General features: G+C 29.1%; 9 protein-coding genes. 4 read left to right on the forward strand and 5 right to left on the reverse strand.

The window, feature by feature from the left end; genetic code table 11:
* Positions 1-39: 39 nt before the first annotated feature.
* Positions 40-5,202, reverse strand: a complete 5,163-nt coding sequence (locus tag J2Z25_RS16630) for an Ig-like domain-containing protein (RefSeq protein WP_209741359.1) — start codon at positions 5,200-5,202, stop codon at positions 40-42.
* Positions 5,203-5,635: 433 nt separating this feature from the next.
* The gene (locus J2Z25_RS16635) at positions 5,636-12,361 is read right to left on the reverse strand and encodes an Ig-like domain-containing protein (RefSeq protein ID WP_209741360.1); all 6,726 of its coding nucleotides are present in this window, start codon (positions 12,359-12,361) and stop codon (positions 5,636-5,638) included.
* Between the two features lie 285 nt (positions 12,362-12,646).
* Here J2Z25_RS16635 and J2Z25_RS16640 point away from each other — a divergent pair, with 285 nt between their 5' ends.
* The 4 genes from J2Z25_RS16640 (at position 12,647) to J2Z25_RS16655 (ending at position 16,849) form a co-directional block, all read left to right on the forward strand.
* Positions 12,647-13,960: a dicarboxylate/amino acid:cation symporter gene (locus J2Z25_RS16640; protein WP_209741361.1), complete on the forward strand. Its 1,314-nt coding sequence runs from the start codon at positions 12,647-12,649 to the stop codon at positions 13,958-13,960.
* Between the two features lie 269 nt (positions 13,961-14,229).
* Positions 14,230-14,649: an adenosylmethionine decarboxylase gene (gene speD, locus J2Z25_RS16645; protein WP_209741362.1), complete on the forward strand. Its 420-nt coding sequence runs from the start codon at positions 14,230-14,232 to the stop codon at positions 14,647-14,649.
* Between the two features lie 9 nt (positions 14,650-14,658).
* Positions 14,659-15,504, forward strand: a complete 846-nt coding sequence (gene speE / locus J2Z25_RS16650; protein WP_035285892.1) for a polyamine aminopropyltransferase — start codon at positions 14,659-14,661, stop codon at positions 15,502-15,504.
* A 202-nt stretch (positions 15,505-15,706) separates the two neighbouring features.
* A complete protein-coding gene (locus tag J2Z25_RS16655) occupies positions 15,707-16,849 on the forward strand; it encodes a DUF4139 domain-containing protein (protein WP_209741363.1) in 1,143 nt (380 codons plus the stop codon).
* A gap of 58 nt (positions 16,850-16,907) precedes the next feature.
* On the opposite strand, the gene J2Z25_RS16660 is transcribed toward J2Z25_RS16655, so the two are convergent.
* The 3 genes from J2Z25_RS16660 to nrdD form a co-directional block, all read right to left on the reverse strand.
* Positions 16,908-18,635, reverse strand: a complete 1,728-nt coding sequence (locus J2Z25_RS16660; protein ID WP_209741364.1) for a methyl-accepting chemotaxis protein — start codon at positions 18,633-18,635, stop codon at positions 16,908-16,910.
* Positions 18,636-19,043: 408 nt separating this feature from the next.
* The gene (gene nrdG / locus J2Z25_RS16665; protein WP_209741365.1) at positions 19,044-19,544 is read right to left on the reverse strand and encodes an anaerobic ribonucleoside-triphosphate reductase activating protein; all 501 of its coding nucleotides are present in this window, start codon (positions 19,542-19,544) and stop codon (positions 19,044-19,046) included.
* Between the two features lie 14 nt (positions 19,545-19,558).
* Complete coding sequence (gene nrdD, locus J2Z25_RS16670) at positions 19,559-21,679, reverse strand: anaerobic ribonucleoside-triphosphate reductase (protein WP_209741366.1); 2,121 nt, start codon at positions 21,677-21,679, stop codon at positions 19,559-19,561.
* Between the last annotated feature and the right edge of the window lie 318 nt (positions 21,680-21,997).

The following is a 21,997-nucleotide window of genomic DNA, read 5'->3' on the forward strand; positions in this document are numbered from 1 at the left end:
GCTAAAAATAATTTAGCAGCCTCAATTTTTTAATATAATTTATTTATTTTCTTCTTTTTTCTTTTTGTTTAATAACATAAATGCTCCAGCTCCAACTATAATCACACCTATAATTATTAAATAGATAGGATTATTTCCACCAGTAGCTGGTAAAGTAACTCCATTTTCATTATTAACTTTTTCTGCAATTATAAACTTACTAAAATGTGATGTTTTAAATGTTAATTCATTTCCATTTATAGTTGTTTCCATTTGCTCGAATGTTTTAGTTTCCTCATTATAGTAGAATACAGCTAAGTTGCCTCTATTTAATCCCTTTAAATCTTCATCTGTTAACTTTAATGTTACAGTTGCAACTCCATTTTTGAAATTATGAATTTTAACTAAATTATCGCCAGTCTTAACAAATAAATTAAATTCAAATACTTTTTTAACTCCTTTAATTCCAGCAATAATAGTTGAATCTTCATTAACTTTCATTTCAAAAATTATACTTGAACCTTCTTTTAATAGCTCTTTATCAATTAAACTAAATGGTAGTACTATAGTATTTTCTCCATTCTTAATTTCAAAATATCCATTTCCAGCTTTTATAGATTCAATATCTTTTATTTCAAGTCTAATTTCATTTGATGGATTTTTTATAACTACTTCATTCTTTCCATTAGGATTTTCTACTTTATCTACTATATTTTCTATAGGATTAGTTGTTCCATTATCATCTTTTACAATAACTTCACATGTAGCTTTAAAGCCTCCATCCTTTGTTGTTACTGCTATTGTTACTTTTCCTGGTCCTACTGCTATTACTTTTCCATTTGCATCAACCTTTGCAATCTTTTCATCACTTGATGTCCATGTTGCATCTTTATTTGTTGCATCTGCTGGTGAAATGCTAGCTTTTAATCCTAAACTTTCATTTATCTTTAATTCTACTGATGTCTTATCTAAGCTTACTCCTGTTACTTTTACTACTTGTACTTCTTCATTTTTCACAGTGATATCACATGTAGCTTTAAAGTTTCCATCCTTTGTTGTTACTGTTATTGTTGCTTTTCCTGCTCCTACTGCTGTTACTTTTCCATTTGCATCAACCTTTGCAATCTTTTCATCACTTGATGTCCATGTTACATCTTTATTTGTTGCATCTGCTGGTGAAATGCTAGCTTTTAATCCTAAACTTTCATTTATCTTTAATTCTGCTGATGTCTTATCTAAGCTTACTCCTGTTACCTTCACATCCTCATTATCTTGTAACTTTTCTATTTCTGCTGAGTCTCTAACTCTTAGTCTATGACCTTCTGGATCTTCAGATGCAAGTCCTATTGCAGAAATTTTATCTCCTACATTAATTCTAGCTTTCCATTCATCATCTACACCTGGATTTTTACTACTTCGTACATAACCTTCAACATATACTCTTGATTCTCCAGAACCGTCATCTACAAATATACTTTGTCCTTCAATCCTAGTTACTTTTCCTTCAACTTTAACTAAAAGACCTTCTTTTTCTTCTAGCATACTATCTTTTGTTGAAAGTTTTATCGGCTTTACTAAATTAATATTTTCATCAATTATCTGTAATCCTAAACTTTCATTCTTAAGAGCTACTTGGGCATCATTTAAATATGATGAAACTTTTCCTTTAATTCTTACTTTTTGACCTAATTTTACTGCTGTTGTTGAAACACCGAATATAGTTAACCCTGCTGTTTCATCTTGAACATAAATAACATCAAAGAATGAATTTCCAGGTGCAGCTACATTAGAGGCTGCTGTTACATATCCTTCAACTACTACTGTTTCACCAAATCTATCTGGAATGTTATCGTTATTATTATCTATTCTAACATCAGCAATTTTACTAACTTTAAGTTCTGGAGCTGGAGCAAGTTCTTTAAGTACTTTTTCACTTATTTGATAGTTTGAATAATCTAATCCATCCATTTCAAAGTTTGAGAAGAATGTAGCTCCTGATACTACAACTTTAGATCCATTACTTAATGTCTCAACAGCTAATCCAATAACTTCTCCTTTTCCTACAGCTGCATTATCACCTTGTTTATCAGCATCATTTCCATAAGTAGTTGCATGTCCTCTTACTAAAATATCAATATTTGTTGCATCAGGTGGCATTATAAGTGTTGATCCACTATAGAAACTATATTTTTTAGTAGCGTCTATTCCGTTCATCCAGCTACTTTCTGTATTATAGTCATCAAAATATAATCTATAATTTTGCCCACCATTTTCATTATCATCAGTTGCCTGATCATCATTAAATCTTATTTTTGCACCTATTGCTTCAAGTACAGAATTTCCTTGCCTTGCATTTCCATACTCATCCTTAGCATCTCCATAATCTGCCTTAGAAGTTATTGCAATATTTCCACCATTTTGAACAAATCTAGCTATTGCAGCTAATTCATCCTCAGTATATTTTTGTGGCGTCAATCCATAAGTATCTTTTACTGTACTTTGAGGATCTGACATTATAAGTAGTGATGCTCCCTTTAGTACTTCATCTGTTATAGGCTTAGTATTTATTACTGACTTAATATTATTTTGAGCCATTAATGCAGTTAAAGTTGTAACTTTTCCTGAATAATCTCCTGAAACATATTGATTTTGATGTGCGCCATCTATAACAACTTTAGAAACTTCATTTGCTCCTAAAACTTCAACTTCAATAGCTCCTTTAAACTCTTTAACTTGTCCGTTAATAGTAGCTGTCACTTTTACTTGGAAAGAATAATCTCCCGCTTTCTCAAATTTATGTGGTAGCTTTGCAACAATTGATGAACCTGCATCTACTTTTTCAATAGTTTCAGTTTTTATAGCTTCAGTTCCATTATTTAAATAATATTCTACTTTAATATTATTTATAGGTGTCGCTTCGTTGTTATATATAGTAGTTCCTATATTAAATTCTTCACCAGCAATAATCACTTCTGTGTCAGAATCTACTGTAGAAATTCCAAAGTTTTCTCTTTCTCCAACCCAAACTGCAGATGTAACAGCTATATCACTATCTGCTTGATCTACTCTTACATAGTAATATGAACTTGTTGATTTATCTAATGTAAATGACCAGTTCTTAGTTGTAGAGTTTATATTATCAATTGATTTAACAACTTTACCACCATCACCTATTATTGAAATCTTTTTAATGTTATCTCCAGAATTTATATCCTCCACATTAACATTAAACTCTAATAAATCGGTTTGTGGTATTATTGATCCCATGGTATTTCCATTAACCTCATAAGAAATTTTTAAATTTTCATCTTCTGTTGCATAAACTCTTCTTTCTTTTATTGCATCATAAACAGATTCCCTTGAAAGATCAGATGCTTCTACAACAGTTCTTGCAGTATTTGCATTACCCCACTTACCTTTATGGTTATCTTGGTTATTAGTTGGTGCAACGTGCCATCCTTTATCAAGTGCTCTTGTATAATATTCATATGAAGGGAAATATCCTGATCCTCTAATAGCACCCTCACCATTTCCAACTTCAATTAATGTAACTTGCTTATCTATTTCAGCATCATAATAGGCAAAGTCACTAAAATCTCCAAAAGTTTTTCCTGGGTGATTTAATTGTGATATGGATTGTTTTTGGGTTTTTAAAGCATTATAGTAATTTTTCAAATCCATTTTGCTATTTGTTCTTGTCTCAAATCCTGGCGTATTAAAAGTATTAATATGACCATATCCACCAGTAGAACCTGACCAAGTCATTTCATATCCATAAATAGCTACGAAATCTCCATTTTTATTATACCTATCTGCAGCATTTAAACCCTTTTTCCAAGCTTCACTCATTGATCCATCAGCTATGCTCGCTAATTTATCATTATCAAACCAATTTGAGTGATCTGTTACAGCTAAGAAATCTACCTTTGCATTATTTTCTGCATATTGATATGCCTCATCAACTGTACCAGTACCATCTGATATATTAGTATGTGAATGTAATTGTCCAAAATATAAGTTTTTCTTAACTTCTCCAATTGTAAACTTCCATTCTTGAGATGTTAAATTTCCTAAAGAATCTTTGACTTCAACTAAAACAGTATGAATACCATCAGCTAAATCTTCTCCTACAGAATATTTTATAGTTTTATCATCTTTAGATATGTTAGCGCTTACATCTTTTCCATCAAGTGATACCTTAATTGAATCCTTATCTATTCCTGATTCATCATTAAAAGTTGCACTAATTTCAGGACGTCTTAAACTTCCTATATTTTCTCCATTAGCTGGCTTTAAATCATTAACTGTTGGTCCAACCTTATCTGTAGCTTTATTTACTGTTACGATACATTCTGCTTTTATATCAGGTTTTATTGTTGATTTTACTTTTATAGTTGTTTCCCCTTCTTTAATAGCAACCACTTTTCCATCTTTATCTACAGTTGCTATTTCAGGGTTCAAACTTGTATATTCAACACCTTTTTCTGTTGTATTTTCAGGGATATAAGCAAGTGTTAAACTTTTATTTTCTCCAACTTCAAGAGATATACTTTCATCAATTCTTAATCCAATTAATGCAATGTCCACAGATGAATATTTTGAATTTCTAGGAGTTGGTTCTTTTGCGTAAAAATCACTTCCATTATTATTAGTATCCCAACCATTAGTTATTCCATTATTTGAACCATCATTATCTTTGCGTTGAGCACTCAAACTAGCGCTAATTGCAGGTGCAGCCTTATCTCCTTCAAAAGTTGTCGCTGTTCCAACTCCAACAAAATCTATAGATGCCCCTTCTGCATTTACTAATCTAACCTTTAAGTTTGTAGCTCCCATATTTAAGTTTCCTAGAATATCTGGATCAGGTAAGAGTTCTTTTCCACCATCAGCACTTGTTCCAGCTGCTTGTTGAGTTAAAAAATAACTATTTGCTTTAATTAATCCACTTAACTCACAATTATTATTTCCAAATTCTCCAGTAGCACTTGCATACTGTAATTTCCATCCATCAATATTTATATCACTATCTGTTGGATTATAGAGCTCTATGAAATCGTTTTTATATTTAGACCCAAAATTTCCTCCGCCGCCATATACTTCACTTATTACTACGCCACTTGCTTTTTCTGCTTTAACTTCTTTTACTGGTACAGTTATTAGTCCTACTATCATTGTAAGTGTCATAAATGAGCTTAATATCCTGCTTTTTAAAAGCTTTTTCATATTCATCCCCCTTAAAATATTTTAATAAGCTCTTGATATAAGTATTTCTACTTATATCTCTGATTAATTATGTCAAACTTATAATGCAAATTTTAAATAGAATTTCTTTGTACCTCCCCCAAAAAACTCCTCCCTCCATCTTTTACTAATTTAATTTTATCATTTAGTTTCTGTTCTTCAAGTCGAATATGATTATATATAATAATTATTTTTATTCATATATCGACATAATATTTAGTATTTTAATTAATATTCTTAAAATATTATACTATTTTTATTATTTATTTATTATATAGCAACCTATATTAAACTTTTCTACATTATGTTAATCAATTTAGATTTATTATGTTAAGTAAATCTTCAGTTAAATATATTAAAGAAATTTAAAAAAGGATTATATTTTTATTATTAAATATAACCCTTTTCAAGTTGATTATTTTATTGTTAATTTATTCTTTTTATTAAATACAAAAAATGTTCCTGCTAGTACTAATAGAAATCCGAATATTATTCCACTTATAGGATTATTTCCACCAGTAGCTGGTAATGTTACTCCACTTTCATTACTAGCTTTTTCTGCAATTATAAACTTACTAAAATGTTGTGTTTTGAATGTTACTTCATTTCCATTTATAGTTGTTTCTAATTGTTCAAAAGTCTTAGTTTCTTCATTATAGTAAAATACAGCTAAGTTTTCTTTATTTAATCCTTTTAAATTTTCATCTGTTAATTTTAAAGTTACAGTTGCAACTCCATCTTTAAAGTTATGAATTGTAACTAGTTCATCTCCAGTCTTAACATATAGATTAAATTCAAATACTTTCTTAACTCCTTTAATTCCAGCTGTAATAGTTGCATCCTCATTAATCTTCATTTCAAAAATTATACTTGACCCTTCTTTTAATAGATTTTTATCAATTAAACTAAATGGTAATATTATTGTATTTTCTCCATTTTTAATTTCAAAAAATCCATTTCCAATCTTTATAGCTTCTATATCTTTTATTTCAAGTCTAATTTCATTTGATGGATTTTTTATAACTACTTTATTCTTTCCATTAGGATTTTCTACTTTATCTACTATATTTTCTATAGGATTAATTGTTTCATTATCTTCTTTGTCAGTTTTTACACTAACTTCACATGTAGCTTTAAAGTTTCCATCCTTTGTTGTAACAGTTATTATTGCTTTTCCCGCTGCTACTGCTGTTACTTTTCCATTTTCATCTACCTTTGCAATCTTTTCATTACTTGTTGTCCAAGCAACTTCCTTATTTGTTGCATTTGTTGGTGAAAGGCTAGCTTTTAACCCTAAACTTTCATTTATCTTTAATTCTGCTGTTACCTTATCTAAGCTTACTCCTGTTACTTTCACTACTTGTACCTTTTCATTTTTCACTGTAACTTCACATGTAGCCTTAAAGTTTCCATCTTTTGTTATTACTGTTATTGTTGCCTTTCCTGATGCTATTGCTGTTACTTTTCCATTTTCATCAACCTTTGCAACCTTATCGTCACTTGAAGTCCAAGTAACTTCTTTATTTGTTGCATCTGATGGTGAAATGCTTGCCTTTAATTCTAAGATTTCATTTATATTTAATTCTTCTGATGTCTTATCTAAACTTATTCCTGTTACCTTCACATCCTCTGGCTTTTCCTCTTCTGGCTCTGCTGTACAATTAATTTTCATTATTATTGTCTTAGTCGCTTGTCCAGCTCTACCGTCATCGGTATACCAAGGTAAATCAATAGTTTCTTGTGTAGGCTCAATATGAAGCTTAAATTCATTCATTCCTGGTTTTAACCCTATTTTTTCTACATATACATTGCCATATTCGTCCATAGCACCAGTGTATAATTTATTAATATCTTCATCATTTATTGTAAACTCTACTCCATATGGCACTGTAGCTTTTAATGTAAATTCCTTTTTATCAGTTTCATATTCTATACTATCTCCATAAGATATTCTTGGCATAGAAGCCATCATAGGCATATCTACCCAACGAAGTACATAATCATCTACAATCATTGAATTTCCACCTTGATTCTTAACTGTTAACTTCATATTAGTATCAGTTGAACTATATGCCCAATTTCCATAATCCTCAGTGTCATTTTGAACACGATTATGACTTGTAAATGCTTCTGTACCCCATGAACCTCTTGTATACTTATATTGAATGCTCTTTCCTGCCATCATTTTAAATTTATATTCTACTACATCTCTAGATGTTGCTCCACTTGGTACTGTAAGTCTTCCACCTGATGCATTCCACCCATTTAAATCTCCCGCAATATAAATATCATCTGTTGCAGGTGTATAGTTTGGAATATGAAGTCTTAATGTTACATCAACCATAACTAATTTTGGAGTAACAGATTTTTCTTCTGAATATGATCTATTATAATACTTATCATATGCAGCAATCTTATAAGTATAGTTTTTATCATTACTTACTGTAAAGTCTACAAATTCTTTAGAAGCTTTATCTTCTACAGAAACTTTTAAAAATTCACCATTACCTTCTTTACGATATATCTCAAATCCTTCAACATCAACTCCGTCTGATTCCCAATTAAGTTTTGCCCTATTAGATTCTACAAGTATATCACTAAGTATAGGTGATGATGGTGCAGTATTATCTTCACTACTCATTATTGCAGTCATTGATGCTTCATCTGATTCTGTATAGTTATCACCAGCATTAGTTGTTGCTTTAGCATAATATTTATATATTCCAGCTTCTGTTGCTTCAAATGTTGCATAATAAGCTTTTGATCCATCATCTAAATCAGATTTATATCTTAACTTTGTACTATTTGCATTATCTCTTGATGTTCCATCCTTATAATACATAAGTTTAGCTTCAAAGTTTGGAACTTCTTTGCCCCTATATTCATCATTGTCAGTTAATCCTGGAATATTTATATTTACAACTATTTCATCAGTTTTATTACCTACTCCAATAGTTAAATCATTTACAGAGTTAGGTTTACTAATGGATTTAATATTAAATGATGGTAATGCAGTTACAGAATCACTAAATTCACTTTCGCCACCTTCTTTAATAGCTGTAACATAATAATAATATCTTGTTCCATCTACAACATTTTCATCAATAAAACTTGTATTAGTTCCTTCTCCAACCTTTTCAGATTTTTGACCTTCAAGATTAGTTCTATAGATATTATATTTTGTAGCACCAGAAACTTCATTCCAAGTAAGAATAACCTTTCCTTGTTCGGCTTTTGCCTTAAGTCCTTGCACTTTATCAACTGTTACTATTTTATTGTTAGATACCATCATTAACCCTGTTTGAGCTGGAATTGTTATTTTTACTTTTCCATCTTTTACAGTTGAAGATATATTTCCATATAACTCATCCCTTAAAATTAAACCTTCTGGTAAGAATCCCGTTACATCTGCTTCAATAGTTTTCTCTGTATTTGATTGATTTAAAACTAATAATGCTCCCTTTTCAGAATTCTTTCTTGCATAAGCAATAACATTATCATTTGCATAAGCAGTTTGAAGTTCACCAGTTGCAAACAAATCAAGATTTTCATTTCTGACTCTTGCAGCATTTTTATATACATTAAATAATTCTGAATATCTATCTACAGCAGAATACTCTCCATTAGATTCTGAAACTCTTTCCCATGGGAATGATCTTCTTGAATCCGGATCCTTTGTTCCAGTTACACCAACCTCATCACCATAGTAAATTGTAGGTGCTCCTGCATATCCCATTTGGAATATAGCTGTTAGTGCTTGTAGTTTTAATGCATTGTCTGATGCTTCCGGAGCAATCTTAGTGTTTTCTTCTTCCCATGTAGGATTATCTATCTTAGTTATATTACGTATAGTATCATGAGAATCTACTAAATTTAACATTGCTTGCCATGCTTCTTTAGGATAGTTTTCTCTTATTACTTCTAATGCATTGTTAAAATTCACTGCATTACCACTTATTATATAATTTTGAAGAGCAGCTCTAAATTGATAATTCATAACTGAGTCAAATTGATCTCCTAGTAAATAATGAGTTGCAACTCCCCATTCTTCTCCTAATATAACTGGATCATCTATTACATTCCCATTAACATCTAGTCTTCCAGCAGTTGATTTTACAGCTTCTCTAAATTTTTGCCATGTACTTGTTGATACATCTGGTGCAACGTCTAATCTCCAACCTCTTGCACCCATCCACATCCATCTTTGAGATGCTGCATATTCCATATTTTTTTCTGCTTCTCTATCACTCATACCTGTTAAATCGTATCCAATAACATTTTCTCTATAATCAACATTATTCCATTCATGATTTCCATAAATTGCTAACTTATCACCTTCTTGAGGCGCTTTTGCCTCCATTACTGGTAATGACTCATATCCCCACCAGCCTTCATATTTATAATGCTGATCTTTTGCATCTAAAGCATTTCCATCCTTATCTCTTATAACCCATTCATTTTCTACTTTAAACCAAGTTGTAAACTTAAAGTCTTCTGGATAAGAATAATTTTTACCAGTTAAAGGGTTTTTTGTATTTTCAAATTCCTTAATAACCTCTTTTTCTGCTTTCTCCTGAGATTTTCCTGTATTAACTTTATCCCATACCTTTCTCCAATATTCATAAGCCCCAATTTCTGGATACTTCTCATATCTATCAAAATATATAGAATCATCGCCAACATGGTTAAATACGCCATCTGCTATTAACTTAATTCCATTCTCTTCAGCAGCTTTTGCAAAAGCTTGATATACTCTATCTGAAGATGCTCTAGTTGCTTCATAATTTAATCCTGAAGTAGGATCACCTTCTTTATTATAAACAGGTTGTCCAAACATTGGATCTAATGATTTATAATCAGTTGCATCATATTTATGATTAGATGCAGCCCAAGCCACTGGATTTAAATATATAGCTGATATTCCTATTGATTTTAAATACTGAAGTTTTTCTTCTATTCCTTGAATATCTCCTCCATAAAATTCATTAGTCCATATATTATCTGTTTTTGAATTAGGATAATATGGTTTATTTTCAGGAGTTGCATGTCTTGGATTTTCAGGATAATCACTCCACTCACCCCATACCTTTGATGATGCTGGATCATTTTTTACTCCTCCATCATAATATTGAATATCATATGACTTAAGATTCCCATCAGCATCAATATAACCTCTATATCCATCTAATAGTTTAGCTCTATTATTTTCTTCATTTCCATCAAAAAATCTATCAGGGAATATTTGATATACAACTGATTCCTTCATCCAATCTGGAGTTTTATAATCTTTATCATATACTGTTAGATTATATGGCAATGCACCTTCTTCTGCTGTTGTACCATTTCCTCCACTCAAACCATCATCACCATATTCTAGCTTTGCTTTTCCATCGACTAATATAAATTTATAACCCCAAATTCCAATACCCTTAAAATCTGTTTTGGGTACTATTACTTCATAGTAATCTGTTTCATTAATTGTAGTTGCTTTTCTCATATCATAGCTTTTTGCTACTCCGTTACCATCTATAAGTTCAACCTTTGCAACTTGAACATCATCTTTTGCTACTCCAATTCTTAGAGTTAAATCTTCACTTTCCTCTTTTATTGCTCCAAATGGCTTTTTGTAAGTGATACTTCTTGAATCAAATGTTATTGCTGATTTGTTTATGAGCCCATCAAAATTTCCTTCTGCTACCTTATAATTATGAGTTAACTTTTTATCACCTTTATAATTTATGGTAAATATAACATCTGCTGGGTCTAGAGTATTTACTATTAAATTACTTCCACCTTCATCTGCTCCATAACTCTCATCCCAATTTGCCCCAAAAGCTACTTTTGTTTCAAATTTTCCTGCTGGCAGATTTCTTTGTAGCTTATATACACTTCCATCAAAATTATAATCTACAAACATTTGCTTAGCGTTCTCTGGAGACCATTTTCCTTCACCAAATATTTCTTGAATATCTCCAACTAATCTTGGCCACTTGTCATTACTTAATTCTGAAATATATTGAGGTATTCCATTAACTCCAGGTACATTTATCTTAACTTGATTTAATTCTTCATTAACATAAAAATTAACTTTAGTCTTTTCAGTTAAATTCAAAATAAAGTTATCTCCATCATTGCTAAATCCATCCCAAGTTCCATTCTTAACAATTTTAAATTCATGCTTACCTGCTTCTAAAACTGTTGAATATTCAAAAAATCCATCTACTAAATGTTTTAATTGAGTTTCAGGGTTACTATTATTCCAATTTTGAAATGATCCTGCTATAAACCACTTATTTTTTCCTCCTGGCTGATTAACTAATTCATCAGCTATTATTTCTCCAGTCTCTGGAGACTCTTCCTTTGGAGGTTCAACATTTGTAACAGGCTTTACATAATATGTTTTACTATCATCTTTTTTATAATAAACTTCTAAGTTTCCATTACAATCAAGATATGCTAAATCTATTATTCTTTCAAAACTATCCTCTTTTTCCCAATTACCACATTTTCCCTTTGTACCTATTGTCCTTGAATCACTAGTAATTCCTGTATAAGAAATTGTTGTTTCTACTCCAAATTCATTCTCTTTATTAAATAGTCCTTCTTTACCTTCTGGACCACCTGTAATCCAATTCCATAAGGACCACCCTTCATAATCTTTATTAGGTCTATTATAATTTACTTTTATATTAATATTTGAAAAATTCTTGTATAATTCTTCATATTCAATACTTTTCGGTTCCGGATTGCCTTTATCTAGAACTCCCGATGTTATTATAATTTCTTTTTCACCTTTAGATAAATCATATTTAACATCTCCTGTAGCCTTATTTTCCCACTCTCCCTTTTTTATAATCATTCCAAGTTCACCTGATTTAGGTACATCAATTACAGCATACACACCCTTTTCATCCTTATGTGTAAATTCAACTACATGTCCATCATTACTTGGCCACCAAGTCCAAATATTCCACCCTGAATAATCATTATCTTCTTTTAAAAATCTAACTTTAACTTTTTGATTTCCAGTAGTTTCTGCTTTAACTACATTGTTTGGAATAGGTATTAATGTTAGACAAAATAGTATAACTGTAAATATGCTTAGCTTAGCTTTGTGTTTTAAAACACTATTTCCCCTCATAAAAATCCTCCTTTTTATTAAATTATCAAAGATCTATTTCGGAAACGTTTCCAATAAGCTTGTTATTAGTTTTATTTATATAAAAATAATTATAGAAACATTTCTTACCCCAATTGTAAATGATTACTACATTTTTTTCTATAGATTTTATTTTTTTTGTATATTAGTACAAACTTAAATAATATTAATTCTGACAACTTATTTTTTATAATAGCTTGTCAATTTTATTTATATATATCATAATATTATTATGGTATATAAAAGGGAAATTTTAGGAGGTATTTTATGAAAAAAACTTATAGTTTAACAAAAAAAATATTTATTTCAATGTTATTAGGTGCACTATTTGGAATTTTAGTACAAAGTTTAAAATCTGAATTCATTCGGGACACTATTATTTTAAATGGATTTGTAAAGGTTTTATCCAGTGTATTTTTATCATCAATAAAGATGATGGTAGTTCCTCTTGTATTTGTTTCATTGACATGTGGTGCTGCTTCAATTGAAAGCATAAAAAAACTTGGAAGAGTTGGTGGAAAAACATTTTTCTTTTATATCACTACAACATGTATCGCAATAACTATAGGAATTCTTCTTTCTATATTAATAAAACCTGGTACTGGACTTTATATGTCTCATCTATTAGTAAATGAACCAGTAATTTCACAAAATAAATCTTTTATAGATATTATAATTGAAATAGTTCCTACTAATCCATTTGAATCATTTGTTAAAGGCAACATGCTTCAGGTTATTTTCTTTTCAATTTTATTTGGTTTATCTATAAGTATGGTTGGAAAAAAGTCCTCTTTTGTAAAAAACTTTTTTGATTCATTAAATGAAGTAATAATGAAATTAGTTCAATTAATTATGAATTTTGCACCCTTTGGTGTTTTTGCATTAATGACAAATACTTTTGCAACTATTGGATTTAATGCAATGATCCCACTTATTAAATATATGATAGTTATACTTCTATCTTTACTTATACACTCCTTTTTCATATATGGAGGACTATTTAAGGTATTTACTAAACTAAGTATAAAACCCTTCTTAAAAAAATTTATCAAACCAGCTTCTATAGTTTTTTCAACTGCTTCAAGTAACTCTGCTTTACCTGTTACATTGGAAGCAATGGATGAAATGGGAGTTGATAATTCAATTTCGTCCTTTACCATTCCTCTAGGATCAACTATTAATATGGATGGCACTGCTATAATGCAAGGTGTAGCTGCTATATTTATTTCTCAAGCTTATAATATGAATTTAAGTATCACAAATATTTTAACTATTATATTAACAGCAACATTAGCATCAATTGGAACCGCTGGGGTACCTGGTGTTGGTATGGTGATGCTTTCAATGGTCCTTCAGTCAGTTGGATTACCTATTGAAGGTATAGGATTAATTCTTGGTATTGACCGAATATTAGATATGTGTAGAAGTACAGTCAATACAATGGGCGATTGCATATGTACTATTATAATTAGCAAATCTGAAAATTCTTTTAATGAAAATAAATATTATTCAAACTCAGATAATTTAGAAAATTTAGAGGATTTAAATGAACTATATGAAAATGCTGATAATTCTATTTAGCTTAAAGAATAAATAAGTAATTAAAATCTTATATAATATCATAATCATCTCAATTTTTGACGTAAATTTACACTTTATTTATATAAAAATATTGATTGACAACATTTCTCCCTATTGCTAAAATGATATAGTTAGTATAGTTTAACTCCAAGTTTACTATTACTAAACTTTTATGTGATTTTAGGAGGTTTCATGAGTGAAGCATTTTTGCTAATTAAATATTTATCTATTGGATGGAACTAAATTTTACAATTTATGGAGGGATTTTTATGAAAATTGAACAACTAGGAAGACATATTTTGGTGGAATACTATAACTGTGACAAGGATATTTTAAAAGATTATACTATCATTGAAGATCATATGAAAGAAGCTGCTATTGTATCTAATGCAACTATAGTTACAAGTTGTTTCCACAAATTTAATCCCTGGGGAGTAAGCGGTGCTGTTATAATCCAGGAATCTCATCTTACAATTCATACATGGCCTGAATATGGTTATGCATCAGTAGATCTATTTACTTGTGGTGATACTGTTAATCCTTGGCTTGCATTTAAGTATCTTGAAGATGCATTAAAAGCCGAAAGAAGTGAATCTACTGAAGTCGCAAGAGGTTTAGTTGATAAAGTTAAAACTTTTTCTAATGGAGCATACGATAATATTCAAGTAAAGCATAAAATGGAGGGTTAAGATATGGATATGGAATTATGGTACACTGAAAATCAAACTCAAAACGTAAATTTTTCTATGAAGGTTAAAAATCACTTGTATTCTGAGCAAAGTCCATTTCAAAAAATTGATGTATTGGATACTTATGAATTTGGAAGAGTACTTGTAATTGATAACTGGACAATGGTTACTGAAAAAGATGAGTTTATTTATCATGAAATGATAACTCATGTAGCTATGGCTACTAATAAAGATATTAAAAATGTTTTAGTAATAGGAGCTGGTGATGGAGGTACTGTTAGAGAATTAACTAGATATAAAACCATTAAAAATATAGATATGGTTGAAATAGATGAGTCTGTTGTTAAAGCCTCAAAAGAATTTTTGCCTTTTACATCAAATAAGCTAGATGATGAAAGAGTAAACTTATTTTTTGAAGATGGAATTAAATTCGTTAAAGGCAAGCAAAGCTTATATGATTTAATTATAGTAGATTCTACTGATCCAATAGGACCTGGAGAAGGCTTATTTACCAGTGAATTTTATAAAGATTGTTTCTCTGCTTTAACTGAAAAAGGAATTCTCATAAACCAATGTGAAAGCCCTTATTACCCTCATAATTCAAGAGAAATGAAAAGATCATTTAGTAAACTAAAGGGAATATTCAATATATGTGAAGCATATCAATATCATATGCCTACATATGCTTCTGGACATTGGATGTTCTGCTTTGCTTCTAAAGAATTGCATCCATTAAAGGATTTTGATGCTAATTACTGGAACTCATTAGGCTTAACTACAAAATATTATAACACAGACCTACATAAAGGAGCATTTATGATTCCAAATTATGTTAAAGAAATCTTAAATAATTAGTTAATAAAGCGCCGATAGGATTTTAAATCTTATCGGCTATTTTATTTCTATATAAAAATAAATATTTAAATTAATCCAACAAAAAATATCAAAATAAATAAACTTATATAATATCTTTTTTGTCTTTAATATCAAATATCTATTCACTTATTATATAAATTTTTATATCATAATACTATAACAATTATTCTAAGAGGTTTTAATGTACGGAAAATCCACAAGTGCACAAACTACAAGTCTTTCGCTAACAGTATATAATAATATAGCTTTAATAAATGAAACTAGAGATCTTCCAAGATATAAATCTGATTCTAATCCTTATATTTCTATTGAATACTTTGATATAAGCAATTATATAGATGAAACATCTGTTATAATTACAGGCATGGATGACTTTATAATGGTATTTAACTATCTTTGTTGTAATGATAAAAATCCTAATCTATCTCCATGCAGTACATGTGAAAATTTAATACCTAATTCAATATTAATTAAGGGAAATAGTATTGATTCAAAAGAAATAAAAACATATTATTTGACTGATAACATTAGATGGTCTAGTAGCTATACAATAATTCTAGATGAAAAAACATTGGAAATTCACTGTTGGTTCAATCTTATAAATAAATCAGGTATAGATTATAATAATGCTACTTTAAAAGTTATTGCTGGAGATGTGAATTTAGCTTACAAAAACCTTTACATTTCTAATGCTCCAATTCAAGCTACTAAATTAGAAAGTAGTACTCCTATTGCTGATATCGGCATTGCTGATTACTATATTTATACAGTACCAGATAAATATAATTTTCTTAACAATACACTAAAGAGAATAAAAAGCTTTTATAAAAATGGGATTGTATATAGTAAACTTTATGACTTTGGATATGATTCTATAAATGCTAATATAATAATTAAATTTCAAAATACAACTGAAAACAATTTGGGTATTCCACTTCCTTCTGGCAATATAAATTCTTTTACTCGTTTTGATGGTAATTTAGAATTTGTAGGAGGAAGCTCAATAAAAGATATCCCCAAGGATAGGGAAGTTTCCTATATAATAGGAAAAGCATTTGATGTCACATCACAAAGAAAAATAATTGCTTATCAAAAATATGCAGATTATATTCTTAAAGAAGTACAATATATAGTTACTAATACCAAAAATGAAACCATTCATATAAAAATATGCGAGCCTATATCTGCACCTTGGGAAATGACTTTTGCTACTGATAGATATGAAACTGATAAAAATGGAAATCCATGTTTCCAAACTACAATTGAATCTAATTCAAAAAAAGAAATAATGCTTAGTTACAAATATGATGTTAAATCTAATTAGTGTTTAAGCAAGGTATTATTAAATATAGATATATTTAATAATACCTTGCTTATTTAACTTACTTTCTTATTTTAAACACATTGATAGATTCAATTAATTTTTTTGAGCTCTCCATAGCATTATTTGAGTTAATTATGGTTTTGTCTGATTTACTACTTGCATCCACAATTTTATTTGCAATATTAGCTATTCCACTACTACCTTCTATTGTTGCTTTAGATACACCGTTCATAATGTCTGAAATCTCCTTAATAGATATTAATAAGTCATTAGAAATTTTATCAAACTCATTTACTATATTATCTATCAATATTCCATCATCTTTATATGTTTCTGTTACTCTTATCATATTAGAAAATTCATTTTGTAAATCCTTATCCATAAAACTAATTAAACTATTTGAACTATCTATAAGACTGTTAACTGCTGCAGATATATCATTTCCTGTCTCCTTTATCTTAATAACAGATTCTTTTGAAGCTTCCGCAAGCTTTCTTATTTCTTCGGCAACTACTGCAAATCCTCTTCCTGCCTCTCCTGCTCTTGCAGCTTCTATTGATGCATTTAAAGCTAGAAGATTAGTTTGTTCTGTAATCTCTATAATTATTTCTGATAGTTGATATATCTTATTAATTACTTTAGTTTGTTCTATGGCATCTTTCAATGTTATTTTAGTACTTTCCAAAACTTCATTTGTATTCTTAAGGCCCAAATTAACAGAATTCTTATTATTTAATGCTCTATTACTTATTTCTCCTGCAATCTTTGACCCATCCTTTGCTTTATTTGCAATTGATTCAGCAGATATTTCTATAGCTTCAATTGAATGACCTATTTCTTGAGTTGATGCAGATGTTTCTTCCATAATTGCCGTTACTTCTTCAGATGTAGCTGCCATATTTTCTAAGCTAATATTTAAATCATATATATTTGAATTAATATTCATAATAGAATACTCTGTATTTTTTGATTCTATTTTAACATTTTCTAATAAAATACTAAGTGAATTCTGAATTATAGTTATATACTTTAATATAATTCCAAGTTCATCTTTTCTATTTAAAACTTTTTTATCTATTTCTTTTGAGAAATCTCCCTTTGAAATTATCTCCATTTCACTGACAGCTACCCTCAAAGGTTTAACTATATTCCTTGTTATAACTGCTGCCGCAATAATTCCAGTAATTAATACAAATATTATGCTTGTAAGCAGTAATGAAATTAATTTTTTTATAGCTTGCTCATTTTCGATTTTTATACTTTCTGCTATAGTATTGCTATAATTAGCAAGCTTGTTTAATTCGTATCTAAATCCTTCACCAAAATCAAGTTCAACTAATTCAAGTTGTTTTTTAGCTTCATCCCCATTTCCTGAAATAGCTAAATCAATGATTTCATTTTGCTTATCTCTATAAGGTTTTAATTTAGTTTCAATTCCTATTATTGCTTTACTTGTATGATCATCGATATATATATTTTTATAATTGCTAAAATTTTTATCAAAGTTTTCCTTACTCTTAATTACTTTCTCTTTTTCTTCTTCTTGAAAATTCTTATTGCCAACGTTTAAAATAATTTTATAAATACTTGTTTCAATACTACGTTCTTCATTTATGCTATTATTCAAGCTTAATACAGATGAAAAATTTTCATTATACATTTTTTGCATTCTTTCATCAGCTTTATTAAGTTGAAATATTCCTATTCCACCTATAACAAGCATCATTAAAGTTAACGTAGTTGTTAAGATAAATATTTTCACTCTAACTTTTAAGTTTTTAATCATATATGCACCCCGTTCATAATTGAATTTTATACAATTTAATTATCCATTATAATCTCATTATAGTCAAAATATTCCTTTAACATTGTCAAAACTTTATAATAATTGTCAAAATACTTTATAGAAAATAAGAAAAGAGACTGTATTAAAATAAATTTTTATATTAGTCAATAAAAATGGAAGTTTCAATTCTAGCTTTCCTTTTTTTTGCACATATAAAATAATAGCTAAAAATTTCTATTTAAGATTAAAAACGTCTAAGTAAATAAAATCAATAGTTTAAAAGGGCTCGCGAAACGCGAGCCCTTTTATAAAAATAAAAGATTAACTTTTTAAGTAAATAAAGCTTACTTGAAATTGAATAAATTTTATATTAAATAGATTTATGATACCTCGCCTTTTCTTTAATATTTAGAATTGTATTTCTACTACTTCATTTTTTTCAAGGCTTTTTAACACATCTATCACCCGTTGATTACTTGATCCTCTATATTTTAAAGATATATTTCTTTTATCTATTTCAAACCTTCCATCAATAAGTACATCTACTAAAGACAATATAGATAATCTATTTTCGTTTTTTATTATATCCTCATATAAATAACCAGACCATAACCAAATACTTTTTTTAGTTTCTTCTTTTATTCTTTTTAATAAATTAAACAAATCTTTATCTTGTATTTGTTCCATAGGTTCTCCACCTAAAATATTAACTCCCTTTACATTTGGATTCTTAACATATCCTATAAATTCTTCTTCTGTTTCCTTTGTCCACTTATCACCATAATTGAAATCTTGTAAATCTTTATTAAAACAACCCTCACAATTATTAGTACATCCACTTACAAATAATGTAGTTCTTATACCTGGTCCATTACTAACATCAAATTTTCTTATTTTAGAATAATTCATTTAGCAAACCTTCCTTATAAATGTAATACTCTATCTCCAATTTCAGCAGTTCTCCCTTTATTCCAATAATTAGTTCCTATATAACCACAAGTCCTTCTCATTACTTGCATTTCCGCTTCTTCTTTATTTCCACAGGATGGGCAAAACCATTCTAAATTATCATCTAATTTAATTTCACCAGTATAGCCACATTTATAACAGATATCTGGTTTAGTATTTATTTCTGCATATTGTATATTATGATATATAAAGTTTATAATTTGCTCAATTGCATCTAAGTTTTTGCTCATATCAGGAACTTCTATATAAGAAATACATCCCCCTAGGCTTATGTTATGGAATTGAGATTCAAATTTTAATTTACTAAATGCATCTATTTCTTCACAAACATGAACATGATAAGAATTAGTATAGTATAACTTATCTGTTACATTTGGAATAACTCCAAATCTATTTCTATCTAGCTTACAAAATCTATATATTAAATTTTCTGCTGGGGTACCATATAAACTAAATCCTAAGCCTGTTTCTTCTTTCCACTTTTGACACGCTTCATTCATATGATTCATTACAGCTAAAGCAAACTTTTCTCCCTCTTCACTTGTATGACTTATTCCAAGCATTGATTGAACCATTTCATGTATTCCTACATAACCTAATGACAATGTTGAGTACCCATCTTTTAATAACTTATCTATTTTTTCTTCTTTTTCTAACCTTGCTATTGCACCATGTTGCCAATGTATAGGAGAAACATCTGAAAGTGTTCCAATAAGCATATTATGTCTTGTTAAAAGAGCTTCCTTACAAAGTTCTAATCTTTGATTTAGCATATCCCAGAATAACTCCATATCTCCATCAGCAATTATACCTATTTGAGGTAAGTTTAAACTAATTACCCCTTGATTGAATCTTCCATACCATTTATAGTTACCTTCTTCATCTTTCCATGGTGCAAGATGTGATCTACATCCCATTGGTGGGAAAGTATTTCCTTCATAATTCATTCTCATCATCTTTGCTGATTGATAATCTGGAACTAATCTTCTTGCCGTACATTTTGCAGCTAATTTAGTTATATAATCATATTTCCCACCTTCAAGACAATTGTGTTCATCTAATAAATAAACAAGTTTTGGAAAAGCCTCTCCTATTTCTTGTCCTTTATAATTTTTCATACCTTCTAATCTTTGTTTTATCATTTCTTCACAAATTAAGGCCATTTCTTCTTCATACTCATTACCTTCCTCAATCTCTAGGTAAATTGTACTAAACGGAGCTTGACCATTGGTAGTTTGCAATGTTGATAATTGATATCTTATAGTTTGAACTCCATCTCTTAGCTCCTTAAACTTCATATCTTTAGCTAATTCTCTTGCAAGTTCTTCATTATTATATTTTTCTAAATACATCTTATAAGTTTTTTCTTCAGTTACTCGTAAAAATTTAGCAAGATGTTTTATTGTTATGCTTTGTCCACCATACTGATTACTTGCAACTTGAGCCATTATTTGAGTAGTAACAGTACATGCTGTACTAAAGGATTTAGGCGTTTCTACAAGTTTATCATTTATAACTGTTCCATTATTCAACATATCTTCTAAATTAATTAAGCAACAATTAAATATATTTGAAAGAGTATAATCCATATCATGCCAATGTATTACCCCTTCATCGTGTGCTTGAACTATATAGGTTGGAATAAGTCTTCTTCTAGATATATCTTTTGAAACTTCTCCCGCAATTAAATCTCTTTGTGTTGCTGCTATAACAGAATTCTTATTTGAATTTTCTTTTATAACATCTTCATTAGTTTTATTTAAAAGACTTAGTATACTTTCGTCTGTTGTATTTGTGTTTCTCTTAAACTCTTGTACCGCTCTATATCCTTCATAGGATTTAGCTGTTACGATTTGCCCATAGTGAACAAGTCTATCGTAAACATAAGATTCGATTTTATGTATAGTTGGAGTATCCCCTTGTTTTGAAAAATATTTTTCAGCATCACTTGCTATAAGCTTTGCTATATCTGCTAAATAAATACCGCTTCCATTTTTCATTGCTTTAGAAATTGCAGCCCTTATTTTATTCTTATCAAAATCAACTATACTTCCATCTCTTTTAATAACTTTCATTTAACCCATCTACTCCCCTTTAAAAGTTTTAAAACTTTTATATTTTGCCTTCTTTTAGCACTCATTTTCTAATTATACAATAAAACATTTTTCATTGCATTTTTACAACTACTCGTTTTTTTAAACAATCCTTATAAATTTTCGCTTATCTCAAAATTACCTTTGTTTTATGGATATAGTTGATATTTTTTTAATTAACATATATTTTTATATTTTAATCCTCGATAAATTTTCAATATTCACCCCTAGGTAGCATTAATACTATGGTTAACATTTTATACAAAAATAAAAACTTAAAAGCTATACTAAATTAAACAT

The sequence above is a fragment of the Clostridium tertium genome, from assembly GCF_017873245.1.
GTDB lineage: Bacteria > Bacillota > Clostridia > Clostridiales > Clostridiaceae > Clostridium > Clostridium tertium.